Below are 15,344 nucleotides of genomic sequence, written 5' to 3' on the forward strand. Positions count from 1 at the left end.
AGGGCTGGCTAAGAGTGCCGGCCTTGGGAGGTGGCTGCAATGAGTCCCATCATGGACGCGTGCAGTTCACTGACCTGGTTTCGGGTCAGGCCCAGGCGTTCCATCATGGTTCCGGGTACATTGAGGGCCTCCTGTCGAAGGGACGCTCCTTCGGGAGTGAGACCGACGGCGAGGGCGCGCTCGTTGCCGTCCACCCGCCGTCGTGAAATGAGCCCTGACGCTTCAAGCCGCCGCAGCAAGGGCGAGATGGTGGCCGGTTCCTGTGCCAAGGCATCGCTGATGTTGCGGACGGTGCGCGGGCTGGATTCCCAGAGGCACAGCATAACCAGGTATTGCGGGTGGGTGAGGTTCAGCTTCTCAAGCACGGGTTTGTACGCACCCACCACGCTGCGTGACGCGACGGTCAGGGCAAAGCAGAGCTGGTGCTCAAGCAGCAGATCGTTGTCCTCCGGGACGTCTACGCCGGCGGTTGCAGTCCTCGCTGGGGTGGAAGTGCTGGATGCAGTGGTCATCGGGGCCTCCAATTGTTAGTGGGCTAATTATTAGCGTACACTGTGGATAAGAAAAAGGGATCACTGGAAGGAGCCAGTTCATGGGTAAGGCCAGCTCAGAGGGCAAGGAAAACGCCTCGCAGCGCTTCATGCGGGCAACCGGCAAGCTGCGTGCCATCTTCGGTCCTGCAAACCGGTCTTCCCTCATGCACGACATGACAGAGGAAAACCGCAGGCTCCTGGCCCAGCGCGAGGCTGAAACCCAGCAATGGGAAACGGTCACCCGGCCGGACGGCAGCACCTATGTGGTGCCCAGGAACCCCGGCGACAAGTCCCTCCGCTGAGATTGGAACCCGGAGCCTTTTGAGGCGCCCGGGCGTAAAATAAGGGCACTGACTCCGCGAGGAGCAGCTGCCGTATTTGGGATTGGCTCTTCGTTCCCCTGAATGCAGAAAGGGGGTGGAAAACAGTGCCGCATGTACTCAGCGGGTTCATGAACGCGACCGACAAGCTCCGCTTCTTCTTTGGGCCGGCCACCCGCCTGGACTCCAGCCTCCCGGTGGTGCACAAGCATGACGAGTTCGAGCAGGCTTCGGAGGAGGAACTCACACACTTTGTGGTGGAGACCGATACCTCCGGCCACCACTACGCCGTACGCCGCGAAGACCTCGAGAAGGAGGCCTGACGCCGGCCTTGCCGGGAAGCAATGCCGTGGTCACCCCCGGAAAACACAAAATGCACTGGTCACGGAAGAAATCCCCGGCCAGTGCATTTTTATGTTTTCGGAACCGCCGGTCAGCGGCCGGTGCCTCCGTAGACGGTGGCTTCGTTGTCGCTGTCCAATTCAAAGGCCCGGTGGATGACGCGTACGGCCTCATCCAGGAGGTCCGCATGGGTAACAACCGAGATGCGGATTTCTGACGTGGAGATCATGTTGATGTTGATCCCGGCATCCGAGAGTGCCTTGAAGAACGTGGCGGAGACCCCGGGGTGGGAACGCATGCCGGCGCCGATCAGGGAGAGCTTGCCGATCTGCTCGTTGTACTCGATGCTTTCGAAGCCGATCTGGTCCTGGGCTGCGTGGAGGGCCGTCAGGGCGTCGGCACCTTCCACGATGGGCAGTGTGAAGGAGATATCCGTCCGGCCGGTGCCATGCGTGGAAACGTTCTGCACGATCATGTCGATGTTCGAATGGGCATCGGCGATGACCTGGAAGATGGCGGCCGCCTTGCCGGGGATGTCCGGAACGCCAACAACGGTGACCTTGGCTTCGGAACGGTCGTGTGCGACGCCGGAGATGATTGGCTGCTCCAAGGCAACTCCCTCTTGTGTGGTGATCTTGTCTTCGGCGCTGGGAATGACCCAGGTGCCTTCGTGCTGGCTGAATGACGAGCGGACGTGCAGCGGCACACCGAACCTGCGCGCGTACTCCACGCAGCGAAGGTGCAGGATCTTGGCGCCGGAGGCTGCGAGCTCCAGCATCTCCTCGCTGGAGATCGTGTCGATCTTCTGGGCTGAGGGGACAACGCGCGGATCGGCGGTGTAGATGCCGTCCACGTCCGTGTAGATCTCGCAGACGTCGGCTTCGAGGGCTGCTGCCAGCGCTACGGCCGTGGTGTCCGAACCGCCCCGGCCAAGGGTGGTGATCTCGTTGGTGGCCCGGCTCATGCCTTGGAAACCGGCCACGATGGCGATATTGCCCTTATCCAGTGCAGTGCGGATACGGTGGGGATCGACGTCGATGATCCTGGCTTTGCCGTGGATGCCGTCCGTAATCATACCGGCCTGGGAGCCCGTGAAGGATTGGGCGGAGGCGCCCAGTTTGTTGATTGCCATGGCCAGGAGCGCCATCGAGATGCGCTCACCGGCAGAGAGCAGCATGTCCATCTCGCGGGCCGGGGCAGAGTCCGTTACCTGGCCTGCGAGATCCAGGAGTTCATCGGTGGTGTCACCCATCGCCGAGACCACAACAACCACCTCATTGCCCGCCACCTGGGCGTCCACCACGCGCTTGGCCACGCGCTTAATGCCGTCTGCGTCCGCCACGGAGGAACCACCGAACTTCTGCACGATGAGCTGTTTGGTGACGGCACGGCCGACGGGCAGCTCCTGTGGCTGCGTTGCGTTGTGCACTTCGGTAGTGGGCGTACTCATGCGCGTACCTTCATTGGATCAATTGGAGTCCGGCCAGACAGCCGTAACGCTGTGCTGGCCCTGACGCTGGGAACTAGCGCCATCGTTGGCGCGACTTCTGGTTCCAGTTTATCGCCGTGCAAGGCCGGGCGTTGAATTGTGACCGAATCTCAGCCCGGGGAAGGACCGGCCGGGGAGCCCCGCAGGCGTACGCTCAGACTGTCAAAATGCATAAGAAGACTGTGGGGGACAGGTGCGCAATACATGGCAATGATTTCTGAATTACCGGAGGCTGCGGACGGGCCGGAACCGGACGACGGCATAACGGCACGGGCTGTGAGCCGCAGCTTCGGCGCGGTGCGCGCCGTCGAACACATGGACTTCCATGCGCCGGCCGGGAAGGTGACCGCCCTGATCGGCCCGAACGGGGCGGGGAAAACAACGCTGCTGCTGATGCTGGCGTCGTTGCTGGCACCGGATGCCGGCAGCATCAGCGTGGACGGACTCGATCCGCGCCGGGACCGGGCGGAAGTGCGCAGGCGATTGGGGTGGATGCCGGACACCCTGGGCGTATGGGAGTCCCTGACGGCGCGGGAAATTCTCACCCAGATGGCCCGCTTCTACCGGCTCCCGGCCCAAGGCATCGGGAAGAGGGTCGCGGAGATGCTCGAACGGGTGCGGCTGGACGACCTTGCGGACCAGCCGGCGCGGGTGCTGTCCCGTGGGCAGCAGCAGCGTCTCAGCCTTGCCCGGGCACTGATCCATGACCCCTCCGTCCTGCTCCTCGATGAGCCCGCATCGGGGCTGGATCCGGGTTCCCGTGTGGAGCTCCGAATCATGCTCCGGCAACTCGCGGCAGAGGGCAAAGCCGTGGTGGTCTCCTCCCACGTGCTGAGCGAACTGGACGAAATTGCCGATGGCGCGGTTTTCGTGAACAAGGGCCGTACGGTCCGGCGTCAAACCATCGAAGAGGCTGCCGCAGCCGGGCGCCGTTACGCAGTCACCGCCTCTGATATCGCCGCACTTGCTGCCAGGCTCACCGAACTGGGGCTGGCGTTCCGCCGCGAAGACGGGCGGCGTCCGTCCGTGAGTTTGATGCTGGCAACCGACGACGACGCCGAACGGCTGCTGCGCGACCTGGTGCTGGCCGGCGTCGGGGTAAGTTCCTTCGCCCCCGCTTCAGGGGCCCTTGAAGAGACTTACATGAGCCTTGAGGGGGAACGGCAATGAGCCACGCGACAGAAGACCGGCAACATACGGCCAGCCACCGAACCACGGGCGGCTACCTGCCCGGTGTCAGGGACGTGGTGGTCCTGGAGCTCAAGCAGCGGCTGCGGTCCCGGGGCTGGTACATCATGCTGGCCATCTGGTTTGTCCTCACCGGGCTCGTGACCTGGCTGACGTGGGCCAGCTGGAACGCCTCCCAAGCCGCACAGCGCGAAATCCCCGGTTATGTCCCGCCGCCCGAGTCGGGGCCCGGGTCCATGATTTTCGAGGTGGTCCTGGCCTTTGTCCTGTTGTTTGCGTTGCTCGTTGCTCCGGCGCTCTCCGCCAACGCCGTGAATGGTGACCGCGCAGGGGGCACACTGGCCATCCTCCAGGTGACACTGCTGCAGCCCGGCCAGATTTTGTGGGGCAAGTTTTTCGCAGCATGGGCGGCAGCACTCGCGTTTCTGGTGGCCAGCACCCCCTTCCTGGTGATCGGAGTGGCGCTGGGCGGAATGACTCCCGGCCATGTGCTGGTGGCGTTGCTCATGCTCGCTGTTGAGGTGGGGGTTGTGTGTGCCATCGGTGTGGGCATCTCGGCGCTCGCAGGCAGGCCGCTGTTCTCCATCGTGGTCACGTACCTGGCAGTGGCCGGGCTGGCGGTTGGCACGCTGATTGCCTTTGGGCTGGGCGCGGGGCTTACCCAGGGCACGGTCCTGGCGAACCAGGCCCAGCACCGCGCGTACGAGCCGCTAAATAGCGGGCCGGTGGAACCGGAGTACACCTGCTCAGGGCCGTTGCAGGAGCAGATGGTTATGCGGAGCGAACGGGTGGCGTGGTTGCTGGCCATGAATCCCTACGTGGTGGTGGCAGACGCCATACCGTACAAAGACCGCTCGCAGGAGCGCAGCTTCTCCTCAGTGGGGGCGATAGAAGGTATCAGCCAGGGAGCCCGCTCCGCGCTTGCCGGTCCTGAGGGCACGTATCCGTGCGCCAATGGGGAGGTCAAGCCTCGGTACCTGGCACAGTCCACACCAATGTGGCCGCTGGGACTGGGCCTGCAGCTCGTGATTGCCGCGTTGCTCATGTGGCTTGGCTGGCGTTCGCTCCGTACGCCTGCGCACCGGCTGGCCCGGGGCACGCGTATCGCTTAAGCCAATCTTGGCTGAGCTACTCTGGACAGGCCCGGCCTGGGCTGGGGGATGAGTGCTGCGGGTTGTCCAGCCTGAACATCAGCAGGGGGAAGCCTTTGCCGGCCGTTTCCTGGTCTGCCGGGAGAAAGGGGTCCCGCCGGAATCCAAGGCTTTGGAGGAGCCGGATGGAGGGACTGTTTGGTTCGTGGACTGCCGCGACGGCGGTACTGATTCCGCAGTGCGTGAAGAGCCACTCGACCAGCACCGCCGCAGCCTCACGGCCGTAACCCTGTTTGTGGTAATCGGTATTGAGGACATAGGCCAACGCTGCCTCCCCGGCAGGATGTTTGCCGGGGGCGAGCACACCCGTCGCGGCCAAGGCTGTGCTGTTCCACGTACGCGCGTCACCAATTACTTTTCCTGATTCCCGCAGGGTAATTGCCCAGCCGTAGTTGAACCAGGTGCCGTTGGAGGCCGCGCCCAGGGCCAGGAGCTGTGTCAGTCTTTCCCTGTTTGCCTCGGAGGTAAGGGGATTGTGCGAGAGGTATTGGGTGACCGAAGGGTCGCTCCGGTACGTGTGGATGGCGGCCTCGTCCGAACCATCGATCAGGCGCAGGACGAGCCGCTGGGTTACCAGCGGCCTTGGCTCTCCCGGGAGCATGTGGGCCAAATCCTCAGGTCAGGGCGTTGCGGCGGCCCTCGAAAGCACGCCCCAGCGTAACCTCGTCCGCGTATTCGAGGTCGCCGCCCACCGGCAGCCCGGAGGCCAGCCTGGTCACGGTAATCCCGATCGTCTTCAGCATGCGGGCCAGGTAGGTGGCTGTAGCTTCTCCCTCAAGGTTCGGATCCGTCGCAATAATCACTTCCTGGATGGCGCCGTCGTTCAGCCGGGTAAGGAGCTCCCGGATCCGCAACTGCTCCGGGCCGATGCCGGCGATCGGATTAATGGCTCCGCCCAGAACGTGGTACCTGCCCCGGAACGAACGGGTGCGTTCCACGGCGAGGACGTCTTTTGATTCCTCCACTACGCAGATCACAGCCGGATCGCGTCGGGGGTCACGGCAGATATTGCATTGTTCCTGCTCGGTGACGTTGCCGCAGACGGTGCAGAACTTGACCCGTTCCTTGACGGAAGTGATGGCGTCCACCAGCCGCTTCATGTCCTGGGGGTCTGCTTCAAGGATATGGAACGCCAGCCGCTGTGCGGATTTTGGGCCCACGCCGGGAAGGCGTCCGAGCTCGTCAATCAGCTCTTGGACAGCACCTTCGTACACGTTTTTCCTCTTTAGCTAGGGGCGGACAGTGGTTGGATCAGTAGCGGGGTGAAACGGGACTTCCGTCGAGGGAACGCTCTTCGATCAGCTTCCCGCCGAGGATACGTTCCACCGCCGCACGGCCGAAGACCCCGGATTCCTCAATGGTCTCATCGTCGGCGCTGGGGATGTCCTGCACGTAGGTTGCCGCCGCGGGAACGGCCCGGGCAGGGGCTTTTGCCCGGCCCGCCTCGGCCTCCGGGCTGTTGGACAGGCGCTGATACAGGCTTTGCCGGCTACCGGCCGCAGCAGGTAAATCGGCGGGAACCGGGGAAGCTGCGGGGGCAGTGGTCGGAGCAGGGGCAGCCGCGGGGGCAGCGGCCGGAGCAGGGGAAGCCGCAGGGGCAGCGTGGGCAGGTGCGGCCGCGGCTGAAGCCATGGCGTATTCCCGGGCCGGAACTGGAACGGAACTCGCGGGGACGTTAGCTGCGGACACCGCGCCCGAAGGGGCAGTGCCGGAGGGAGCGGTGACTGAGGGAACCGCACCCGAGGGAACGGCACCCGAGGGAACGGGGCTCCGGGTAGCCGGTTCCGCAATTGTCGCCCTCGTACTCGCCTTCGTGGGCGGGGTCGCAGTTGGCGCCAAACCCCACTCGGCGTCCACGGAAGCCACCGCATTGGAAACGGGGATGGAAGGCGGAATCTGGGCGGTAGCCGGCTCGTACCGCGTGGCTGACGGCGCCGCAACTGCTTCCTTTTCGCGCAACCCGGAAGTGGTGTTCCTGCCCACGTTGCTGGCTTCCCCCACAACCCACACGCCCGGTGCCTGCTCAATCGCACGCGCCCAGGGATCGGAGGCGTCTGTGGCCGGGGCTTGGGCCGTTGGAGTTTTGGCAGTTGCGGTTTCGGTGCGGGGTTCCGTACCAGCATGTGTGCCCTGCTGGCGTAAGCCGGTTGCGGCGGAGATGCCACCCGGGGCGGCGGCCGGAGCGGAGCGGACATCGGAGCGCGCGGAAGGGTCCCATTCCATGGGAGGCTCTTCTTCCAGCGGTGGCACGTCTTCATCCCGGGGCGGGCCCCAGTCGTCATCCGAGTAGGAGTAGTCTTCAACGCTGCCACTGTAAGAGTCAGCTTTAGCTGAGGGGGTTGCTGAAGGGACCGCCAACGGCTCAGCCTGGGAAGTGCCGGCGGTGGGTGCGCGCCGAACCTGGGAAGGGCTGCTCCCTGGTGCAGGCTGACGGTTTTCTCCTGCCTGGAGCCCGGCGCCAATCGAGCCGATGCTCCCGGCCGGGCCTTCGGTTTCTGGCGCTGTTGGGCCGGGTATCTGCCCCTGGCCAGCACTTGCCGGAGCAGAGGGCGCCGGTGCATCCGTCGTCGCCGACCCGGGTGCAGGCGCCAGTCCCCAGGCAACATCAGCTGAAGTCGCCGGACCAGTTGCCGGTGCTGGCCGGCTAGCGGGTGCTTTTGGGTTTGGCTCAGAGCTCGCCCGGCCAGCGCTTCCGCCGGCCACCGCATTGATCTGGCAGTCAATGCCCACAGTTTTATGGATCGCCTGCCGAAGGTTCTCCGAATGGTCTGCCCGGCCAAAAGCGCCGGCGAGTCCGGTCGTGGTGAATGAAAGCGTGAGCGTGTGGCCGTCAAACGCAGTGACTTGAGCGTTTGGTTCAACAAGTGCCCAGGTGCTGCGCTTGATCTTGGAAAGCGTCTGCAGGACATCCGGCCATGCCCGACGCAGCACTTCCACGTCGCCCATGGCTGCAGGGGAAGCGGCGGAAACAGATCCGGCAGGGGCCGTTTCGGGCCGGCCAGCTGCAGGGGCGGCCTGGGCAGCCGGAGCCGGACCCTGCCCGTTGTCGGCAGTCGGCGTCCCGCTGGCAGGGCCTTCTGCGGCTGCCCTGTGTGCCACGGCGGGACGGGACTCGATGCGGGCAGTCCGGGAGTCTGCGGCGGGCTCGACTGGCCAGTCGCTGGTGCTTACCCGGGGAGCGGTCAACTGGGCACGATGGTCCGGGTCCACCGGGTCCACCGGCTCCACCGGCTTGGACGTTGCGGCAGGGGCCGGGGAGGAGACAGGTGCCGGCTCGGGAGCGGCTGCGGCCCCCGCGGGCTCGTGGCTGGCGGGCTGGGCGGTGGTGGATTGAGTGGTGGCCGGGGGTACGGGGCGTGAAGGTCCGGACATCACCGGTTCCGGGGCCGCCGGGGCGGCGGAGGTTTGGCCGGCCGGTGCAGGATGGCGGGGCGGGGCGGGGGCTGCGGTGGCGGGAGCCCCGACGTCGTTCCCTGCATAGTTGAGCCGCCGCTCCACACGGTCTATTCGCGCGGCCATGCCGCGCTCGTTCTGCTCGGAACTGGGCAGGAGGATCCGGGCACAAAGCAGTTCCAGATGCAGCCGCGGGGAGGTGGCGCCGGTCATTTCGGTCAACGCGGTGTTGGTGACATCGGCCGCGCGGGACAACTCGGCGGCGCCCAGGTTGTGCGCCTGGTTTTTCAGGCGGGCAATCTGGTCAGCAGGCATTCCGCGAAGAATGGTCTGGGCGCTTTCGGGCATCGCCTGGACGATGATGAGGTCGCGGAAGCGCTCCAGGAGGTCCTCGACGAAGCGGCGCGGGTCGTGGCCGGTTTGGATGACCCTGTCCACGGCGCGGAAAACGGTCGCGGCGTCCGAGGCAGCCACCGCCTCGACAACATCGTCCAGCAACGAAGCGTGGGTGTAGCCGAGCAGCGCCACGGCAAGTTCGTAGTCCAGGCCGTTGGCCCCTGCACCTGCCATCAGCTGGTCCAGGACGGACAGGGAATCACGGACAGAGCCGCCGCCGGCACGGATCACCAGCGACAGGACACCGGGCGCAACCGGAACGTTCTCCTGGTTGCAAAGAAGTTCGAGGTAGGCCATGAGCGGCTCCGGCGGCACCAGACGGAAGGGGTAATGGTGCGTCCGGGAGCGGATGGTGCCGATGACCTTGTCCGGCTCCGTGGTGGCGAAGATGAACTTGATGTGTTCCGGGGGTTCTTCAACGATCTTCAGCAGGGCGTTGAAACCGGCGGACGTGACCATGTGGGCTTCGTCAATGATGAAGATCTTGTAGCGGTCACGAACGGGGGCATACGTCGCCCTCTCGCGGAGGTCCCGTGCGTCGTCCACGCCGCCGTGGCTGGCGGCGTCGATCTCGATGACGTCGAGTGACCCGGAGCCGCCGCGGGCAAGCTCAACGCAGCTGGGGCACGTGCCGCAGGGGGTATCGGTGGGCCCTTGGGCGCAGTTCAGGCAGCGTGCCAGAATGCGCGCCGACGTGGTCTTACCGCAACCCCTGGGACCGGAAAAAAGGTAAGCGTGGTTGACCCGGTTTTTCCGCAGAGCGGTCATCAGCGGTTCGGTGACATGTTCCTGCCCGATAACGTCAGCGAAGGAGTCTGGACGGTATCTGCGGTAGAGGGCGGTAGTAACTGTCACAGAGAAAACCCTACCAATCCGGGCAGACAGTCTGCCGCCCTGTGGGGGAATAGTAAAGACCCCCCATGCACCCGCCAGAGCCCATTTACCCTTGCTACCTTCCGGTCCTGGGGGAGTTCAACAGGATGACGCCACATGAGGGGCCGTCAGATACTTTACCCGAACTTCAGGCCCGACTCGAATCGGGGTCCAGGAGCCTCCAGCCCTCAACCTTCCAGCTCATCAGCGCGGGTTCCTCATAGGGGTGTACGGCACGCAAGGCAGCGACCACAGCCTTGAGCAGCGGCCCTTCAACCACGCATTCAATCCGGTCCTCAGGCACTTCCTCCGGAGTGCCCACACCTCCGACGTAAGGAGCGGCACCCGCCTGCGGAGTGAACCGGCCGGTGCCCGAGGTCACAAAGGAACAGTGGGAGTAGTTACCGATCCGGCCCGCTCCGGCGTCGCCGATGGCCTTCAACACTCGTGGCGTATGAGTGGCCGGGACGTAAACCACCAGCGTATGCAGCTCTGTCATGGCTCCCATCGTGCCCCAACCAGCCAGCGGCCAAACGCAAAATTCATTGCTTATCCAATCACCAGCCGCGATCATGGATATGTACACCGATTGGGGCAATCTCAAGATTGTGAGCTGCGAGGCCTGGCTGAACGGAGCCGGACCCGGCAGCTCAACGGTGTTCCGGTGGAATGGGCGCATTGGGGGCGTCCATTTCTGGTTTAAGCCCGCGTTCGAACCCGCCCGCCCGAGAGGGTGGAAAGCCGTCAAAACCGGCGTCGGAGCCTCAATTGGGCGAAGCGGAAAACATCAGGTACTCTAGTATCTGCTTTTGATTCAGAAGCAGTTGGAGAATTCGCCTAGCGGCCTATGGCGCACGCCTGGAACGCGTGTTGGGTTAACGCCCTCGGGGGTTCAAATCCCCCATTCTCCGCCGGTTAGGAACCCGGCCCCGGCACTGCTGGGGCCGGGTTCTTTCGTTATCGGCATAGCGTATTACGCGTCCGCGGCCGGCACGCCCAGGCGGTGAAGGCGCTCCCGGGCGGCCAATTCGCTGGGCCCCCTGGGTCCCAAAGCCAGGCGTACGACGGCGAGAACCGCCTTTGTTGCGAGCCTCACCGGCAGCGCGACCGGACCCAGCCGCGGAACAGCCAGGCCGAGCATCTGACGGTATCGTGGCTCCAAGCTGTACACCGCACCGGCAAACAGGATCCGGTAGCCCGGTTGGAGCATCCGGCTTAGCGGCGGGTTCCGGATGAATTCCACTGTCTCTGCCACCCGGCCGTCAACGCGAAGCTCACCGCTTTCGTACCAGCGGTCCAGTTGCCTGTGCATGTCTGCCTCGGTAAGCGGTGGATCTTCCACCCCCATTAGGCGGCCCGCCTGGGCCCACTCGCGGACATAGGCGTCGGGTCCTCCCGGAATGGAGCCGCCCCAGATTTTATGGGCGGTGAGGAACGCGTCCGTGAATGCCAAGTGGATCCAGCTGGCCAACTCAGGATCGTTGGCGCTGTAGTCGCGTTGCGCCCCGAGGTTGTCGCTGTAACTGCCCTGGACCGCTTCATGCAGCCGGCGCACCCTGCGCGAGGCGTTTTCGGCAGCGTCAGTGGACCCATATGTCACAGTGAAAATCCAGCGGATGGTGTTAGCCAACCTGATCAATGGATCCTCGCGGAAGCTTGAATGTTCGTGGACACCGGCAAGTGCCCCGGGATGGAGGGCCTGCATTAACAGTGTGCGTATTCCGGCCACGATGGGCGACATGGAACCGTGCACCGCCCAGACTGCCGAACCGGGAAGGTGGTACCCGGGATCGTCGCCCTCTGCCAGCTTCGGCACCCAGTCGGGCACCTCATCAGCCCTGCCCGTAAAGGTTTTCTTAAGTTCGTCCTGCCATTTCCGAAGGAAACTCCGCATATATCATTGTCACCCAAGGGCGCCTGGCGGGGCAGTTGGGCCGTTCCGCAAGGTTTTCTCAAGTAGTTACAGGCACGATAGGACGAGGTTCACAGGCTACCGGCCCTTTGGTCCCGTGCCGGGTCACTATGTTATGGAGACACACTTTGGGGAATCGTCACACTTCGGGTAAGCGAACGGACGTGCGCCGTCCACATGTTTCTGTCCTGCGCGCCCTGACTGCCACTGGTGCTGTTGCTTTATCCATCTGGTCCCTGAACCTTTCCGGCAGCGCAGGGGAGCGGGAGGCCTCGAGAGCCACGGCTGCTGGATTTGGTACGGAGACAACCACGTCAAGCAACGGAGGCTCGGAGGCGCTGGCTTCGGACAGGGTTGGCGCCGGAATGCTGCAGGCAGCGGCCTCTACGAATCCAGGGGCACGTGTCACCTTTCCCCATGCGGCAATTGGCGGTTACCGCGGGGAGAACTCCCCGCCGCTGACAGTCGGGACGACAGGCTTCGGCAGGCCGCCGGCCGGATTCCTGATGGCGCCACTGACTCTGCTCAATGCCAGCTCGCCCTTCGGTTTCCGGGTGAGCCCCTTGTCCGGGGCGGCCGGCGACTTCCATCTGGGGCAGGACTACGCCGCCCCTTGTGGAACAGGCGTTTACGCGGCGGACTCAGGGCTGGTGCGTGCTGCAGGCTGGCACCCTTGGGGCGGCGGCAACAGAGTGGAAATCGATCACGGCAACGGGCTAATCACAACGTACAACCACCTCGAGGCCATCGCTGTCCGTACGGGTGACGAGATCAACGCCGGCCAAATCCTCGGCCGGGTGGGCAGCACCGGTTGGTCGACGGGATGCCACCTGCACTTTGAAACGATCCTCGATGGCCGCCACACAAGTCCGATGAAGTGGGCTCTCATGCCCGCCCGGCCTTTGGCTGGCAGCGGATCCGGTGAAATGCGGAGTTACCTGCCCGGGTTTGGCTCTCCCTCCCAGGGGACAATCAGTTGGGCCCTGCCGTTGAGCCACGATCACGACGACCCTCATGAAAGTGAAGTCCGGGCCGGAACGCCTGCAAAACCGGCTTCCCCGCTTTTGCTGAGGCCTGCCGCGGCGATTGGTGCTGCAGGCACCCAACCGGCGGTGCCGCCCAGTGTGTCGTCCCCGACATCGCTACCGACCCAGCCGCCGACGTCGTCGACACCGGCTGAAGTCACGCCGACGCCCACGCCGACGCCGCCACCTACACCCACGCCGACACCGGCTGAAGTCACGCCGACGCCACCTACACCCACGCCGACGCCGGCGCCGGTTGAAGTGACGCCGACACCGCCACCTACACCCACGCCGACGCCGGTGCCGGTTGAAGTGACGCCGACACCTACACCCACGCCGACGCCGGCACCGGTTGAAGTCACGCCGGTCCCGACCCCGACACCGGCGGAAGCCACCGCGGCGCCGATCGAACTCATGCAATCACCGTCCCCTGCCCCGGTTGCACCATCCCCGACGTCGAACCCCATTGACCTCACGGATCCGACCGACACTGCGACGGTGCCAACGCCGTCGCCCCTAGGGGCCGCATCCCCGGCGTCGGATAGCTGTCCGGCAGACCCGACTCCGGAAACACCAAACCTGCCCGCTGATGTATCAGCAACGGATCCGGGCAGCGGACAACTTACTGAGGGCACAGCGTGTGAAAACCTTGTACGCGATCCGGCAGACCCTGCATGACGGCCCCCAAAAATGCCTGAAAACCAACTCCTTTGACACCACAATGGCGAACGTCGTAGCCCGGGCACCGACACACCTCACGCCGGGAGGAAGGGACTTTTCGTCCAGAGCCCGGGTCCGGGGCTGATCACAAGCACAAAGCGGGCTGTCCACGTGCAGGCTTGGGCAGCCTACGGGCGGAAACAAGACGGCGGGCATCCACAAAAAAACCGCATTGTCCCGTTACGGGGTTCACAGGGACCCGACATGTATGTTCACATGGGAGGTACCGTCAAGACAGGGGCGGTCGTCACGTCCTGGAGTCAGTCTTATGGGCACTCACGCGGTTTCGGGGAAGGACGCCCAAAACCCCCGAGGGGTATGCCTGCCCGCCGCCCGTGCTGTGGCGGCCACCGGGGTACTCGCCATTTCGGTCTGCGCTTTAAACCTTTCCGCGAGCACCCCCGAATCTGGGACTGCTACTGCCTCTGTCGTCCGTCCCGTCGCAGCAATGGGTGCCGTGGGGATTCCCGCGGGATCGAGTACCGGTTCCAGCGCCGGTCCCAGCACCGGAACCAGTACCGGAACTGGAACAGTGGTACACGGCAGTGCCGACGTGGTAGTGCCGCCGTCGGACGGCCTTGTAGCCAGCCCCGTGACTGCAAACATCCTGACCGCTCCAGACGTGGAGATTACTTTCCCGCGTCCGCTGGTAAGCAGCTCCAGCGAGAGCACTCCGTCCCCACTGGCGGTCGAGCTTACCTGGCTTGGGAGGCCGCCGGCCGGTTACCTTATGGCGCCCCTCAAACTGCTGTATCCCTCTTCACCCTTCGGATTCCGCGTAAGCCCACTGTCCGGCGCAGCGGGGGATTTCCATCTCGGCCAGGACTATGCTGCTCCCTGCGGCACACAGGTTTACGCCGCTGATTCAGGAGTGGTACGCGCTGCCGGTTGGCATCCTTGGGGCGGCGGTAACCGGGTAGAGATAGATCACGGCAACGGACTCATCAGCACCTACAACCACCTTGAGTCCATTGCCGTCCGCAGCGGAGACTCCATCAACGTTGGCCAGGCCATTGCGCGGGTAGGCTCGACCGGGTGGTCGACGGGATGCCACCTGCACTTCGAGACGATCCTCAACGGGCACCACATCAGTCCCCTGAAGTGGCGCCTGATACCAGTTCGATCCGTCGGCGCCGGACCGGCTGACCTGCGGACGTACCTGCCGGGCATCGGTGCTCCGTCACCTGGGCCGGTAACGTGGACCATCCCCGTGGGGCAGGGCAATGAACCTCCCCAGGCTCCTCGCTGGGTAAGTTCGCCGACGACGGTTGCCGCCCCACCTTCTTGGCCAGCATCCCCGCTGTCACCGATTAGGCCCGCCGACTCCGGAACACTATCGCCGAGTGAGCCTTCTGGTTCGGGGACGGCGTCGCCGTCGCCGAGTGGGCCGGTTGGTCCAGGTTCGCCGTCGCCGTCGCCGAGTGAGCCGGTTGGTCCGGGTTCGCCGTCGCCGTCGCCGAGTGAGCCGGTTGGTCCGGGTTCGCCGTCGCCGTCGCCGAGTGAGCCGGTTGGTCCGGGTTCGCCGTCGCCGAGTGAGCCTTCTGGTCCTGGTTCGCCGTCGCCGTCGCCGAGTGAGCCTTCTGGTCCTGGTTCGCCGACGCCGTCGCCGAGTGATCCGGCTGGTCCGGGTTCGCCGACGCCGTCGCCGAGTGAGCCTTCTGGTCCGGGAACGCCGTCGCCGACTCCGAGCGAGCCCGCGCCTTCCCCGATCCAACCCGCGCCGACTCCACCGCCACCACCTGCACCTGCGCCGGCACCGCCTGCCCCGGCGCCACCGCCTCCACCGCCATCGCCTGCGCCGGCACCTGCACCTGCGCCACCGCCTCCACCGCCATCGCCTGCGCCGGCACCTGCACCTGCGCCACCGCCGGCACCGCCTGCCCCGGCACCTCCGGCACCTGCACCTGCCCCGGCACCTCCGCCACCGGCTGCGCCGGCACCACCGCCGCCACCACCACCTGCACCACCACCTGCGCCCGCTCCGCCTCCTACTGCGCCGATC

General features: G+C 65.0%; 13 protein-coding genes, 1 tRNA gene, 1 other RNA gene and 2 pseudogenes. 7 read left to right on the forward strand and 10 right to left on the reverse strand.

Going from position 1 to position 15,344, the window contains the following annotated elements; genetic code table 11:
- Nucleotides 1-8: 8 nt before the first annotated feature.
- Entirely contained in the window at nt 9-512 is a 504-nt protein-coding gene (locus tag AC5RUQ_RS04845; protein WP_493946244.1) for a MarR family winged helix-turn-helix transcriptional regulator, read from the reverse strand.
- Between the two features lie 80 nt (nt 513-592).
- Here AC5RUQ_RS04845 and AC5RUQ_RS04850 point away from each other — a divergent pair, with 80 nt between their 5' ends.
- Both AC5RUQ_RS04850 and AC5RUQ_RS04855 read left to right on the forward strand, forming a co-directional pair.
- Nucleotides 593-835, forward strand: a complete 243-nt coding sequence (locus tag AC5RUQ_RS04850; RefSeq protein ID WP_493946245.1) for a hypothetical protein — start codon at nt 593-595, stop codon at nt 833-835.
- Between the two features lie 149 nt (nt 836-984).
- On the forward strand, nt 985-1,176 hold the full coding sequence (locus AC5RUQ_RS04855) for a hypothetical protein (RefSeq protein ID WP_305479902.1): 192 nt from the start codon (nt 985-987) through the stop codon (nt 1,174-1,176).
- A 110-nt stretch (nt 1,177-1,286) separates the two neighbouring features.
- On the opposite strand, the gene AC5RUQ_RS04860 is transcribed toward AC5RUQ_RS04855, so the two are convergent.
- A complete protein-coding gene (locus tag AC5RUQ_RS04860) occupies nt 1,287-2,645 on the reverse strand; it encodes an aspartate kinase (protein WP_163166552.1) in 1,359 nt (452 codons plus the stop codon).
- Between the two features lie 243 nt (nt 2,646-2,888).
- Here AC5RUQ_RS04860 and AC5RUQ_RS04865 point away from each other — a divergent pair, with 243 nt between their 5' ends.
- Entirely contained in the window at nt 2,889-3,854 is a 966-nt protein-coding gene (locus tag AC5RUQ_RS04865; RefSeq protein ID WP_493946246.1) for an ABC transporter ATP-binding protein, read from the forward strand.
- Complete coding sequence (locus AC5RUQ_RS04870; RefSeq protein ID WP_493946247.1) at nt 3,851-4,984, forward strand: ABC transporter permease; 1,134 nt, start codon at nt 3,851-3,853, stop codon at nt 4,982-4,984. The genes AC5RUQ_RS04865 and AC5RUQ_RS04870 overlap by 4 nt, the downstream gene beginning before the upstream one ends.
- 16 nt (nt 4,985-5,000) lie before the next feature.
- Here the strand turns inward: AC5RUQ_RS04870 and AC5RUQ_RS04875 are convergent, their stop codons facing one another.
- The 5 genes from AC5RUQ_RS04875 to AC5RUQ_RS04895 form a co-directional block, all read right to left on the reverse strand.
- A complete protein-coding gene (locus AC5RUQ_RS04875) occupies nt 5,001-5,624 on the reverse strand; it encodes a GNAT family N-acetyltransferase (protein ID WP_493946248.1) in 624 nt (207 codons plus the stop codon).
- Nucleotides 5,625-5,637: 13 nt separating this feature from the next.
- Nucleotides 5,638-6,237, reverse strand: a complete 600-nt coding sequence (gene recR / locus AC5RUQ_RS04880) for a recombination mediator RecR (protein ID WP_493946249.1) — start codon at nt 6,235-6,237, stop codon at nt 5,638-5,640.
- Between the two features lie 37 nt (nt 6,238-6,274).
- Nucleotides 6,275-9,667: a DNA polymerase III subunit gamma and tau gene (locus tag AC5RUQ_RS04885; protein ID WP_493946250.1), complete on the reverse strand. Its 3,393-nt coding sequence runs from the start codon at nt 9,665-9,667 to the stop codon at nt 6,275-6,277.
- Between the two features lie 51 nt (nt 9,668-9,718).
- Nucleotides 9,719-9,815: signal recognition particle sRNA small type (gene ffs, locus AC5RUQ_RS04890), an RNA gene on the reverse strand.
- 18 nt (nt 9,816-9,833) lie between these two features.
- Entirely contained in the window at nt 9,834-10,184 is a 351-nt protein-coding gene (locus tag AC5RUQ_RS04895; RefSeq protein WP_493946251.1) for a hypothetical protein, read from the reverse strand.
- Nucleotides 10,185-10,511: 327 nt separating this feature from the next.
- On the opposite strand from AC5RUQ_RS04895, the gene AC5RUQ_RS04900 reads away from it, so the two are divergent.
- A tRNA-Ser gene (locus AC5RUQ_RS04900) sits at nt 10,512-10,596 on the forward strand.
- 62 nt (nt 10,597-10,658) lie between these two features.
- Here AC5RUQ_RS04900 and AC5RUQ_RS04905 read toward each other — a convergent pair.
- Nucleotides 10,659-11,579: an oxygenase MpaB family protein gene (locus tag AC5RUQ_RS04905; RefSeq protein ID WP_493946252.1), complete on the reverse strand. Its 921-nt coding sequence runs from the start codon at nt 11,577-11,579 to the stop codon at nt 10,659-10,661.
- A 524-nt stretch (nt 11,580-12,103) separates the two neighbouring features.
- On the opposite strand from AC5RUQ_RS04905, the pseudogene AC5RUQ_RS04910 reads away from it, so the two are divergent.
- Nucleotides 12,104-12,457, forward strand: a pseudogene (locus AC5RUQ_RS04910) (M23 family metallopeptidase); the annotation flags it as partial.
- Nucleotides 12,458-12,609: 152 nt separating this feature from the next.
- On the opposite strand, the gene AC5RUQ_RS04915 reads toward AC5RUQ_RS04910, so the two are convergent.
- The gene (locus AC5RUQ_RS04915; protein WP_493946407.1) at nt 12,610-13,038 is read right to left on the reverse strand and encodes a hypothetical protein; all 429 of its coding nucleotides are present in this window, start codon (nt 13,036-13,038) and stop codon (nt 12,610-12,612) included.
- Between the two features lie 1,034 nt (nt 13,039-14,072).
- On the opposite strand from AC5RUQ_RS04915, the pseudogene AC5RUQ_RS04920 reads away from it, so the two are divergent.
- Nucleotides 14,073-14,378 (forward strand): annotated as a pseudogene (locus tag AC5RUQ_RS04920) (M23 family metallopeptidase); the annotation flags it as partial.
- A 274-nt stretch (nt 14,379-14,652) separates the two neighbouring features.
- On the opposite strand, the gene AC5RUQ_RS04925 reads toward AC5RUQ_RS04920, so the two are convergent.
- Nucleotides 14,653-15,312 carry a hypothetical protein gene (locus tag AC5RUQ_RS04925; RefSeq protein ID WP_493946408.1) on the reverse strand — a complete coding sequence of 220 codons (660 nt, stop codon included), beginning with the start codon at nt 15,310-15,312 and terminating at the stop codon, nt 14,653-14,655.
- Nucleotides 15,313-15,344 lie beyond the last annotated feature (32 nt).

Source organism: Arthrobacter sp. MDT2-3, from assembly GCF_059090465.1.

What these genes read in the sequence shown, in the direction of transcription:
- AC5RUQ_RS04860 (WP_163166552.1), bottom strand. Translation starts at nt 2,645, where the DNA reads ATGAGTACGCCCACTACCGAAGTGCACAACGCAACGCAGCCACAGGAG.
- AC5RUQ_RS04865 (WP_493946246.1), top strand. Translation starts at nt 2,889, where the DNA reads ATGGCAATGATTTCTGAATTACCGGAGGCTGCGGACGGGCCGGAACCG.
- AC5RUQ_RS04850 (WP_493946245.1), top strand. Translation starts at nt 593, where the DNA reads ATGGGTAAGGCCAGCTCAGAGGGCAAGGAAAACGCCTCGCAGCGCTTC.
- AC5RUQ_RS04915 (WP_493946407.1), bottom strand. Translation starts at nt 13,038, where the DNA reads ATGAGTTCGATCGGCGCCGCGGTGGCTTCCGCCGGTGTCGGGGTCGGG.
- AC5RUQ_RS04875 (WP_493946248.1), bottom strand. Translation starts at nt 5,624, where the DNA reads ATGCTCCCGGGAGAGCCAAGGCCGCTGGTAACCCAGCGGCTCGTCCTG.
- AC5RUQ_RS04845 (WP_493946244.1), bottom strand. Translation starts at nt 512, where the DNA reads ATGACCACTGCATCCAGCACTTCCACCCCAGCGAGGACTGCAACCGCC.
- AC5RUQ_RS04870 (WP_493946247.1), top strand. Translation starts at nt 3,851, where the DNA reads ATGAGCCACGCGACAGAAGACCGGCAACATACGGCCAGCCACCGAACC.
- AC5RUQ_RS04855 (WP_305479902.1), top strand. Translation starts at nt 985, where the DNA reads ATGAACGCGACCGACAAGCTCCGCTTCTTCTTTGGGCCGGCCACCCGC.
- AC5RUQ_RS04905 (WP_493946252.1), bottom strand. Translation starts at nt 11,579, where the DNA reads ATGCGGAGTTTCCTTCGGAAATGGCAGGACGAACTTAAGAAAACCTTT.
- AC5RUQ_RS04895 (WP_493946251.1), bottom strand. Translation starts at nt 10,184, where the DNA reads ATGACAGAGCTGCATACGCTGGTGGTTTACGTCCCGGCCACTCATACG.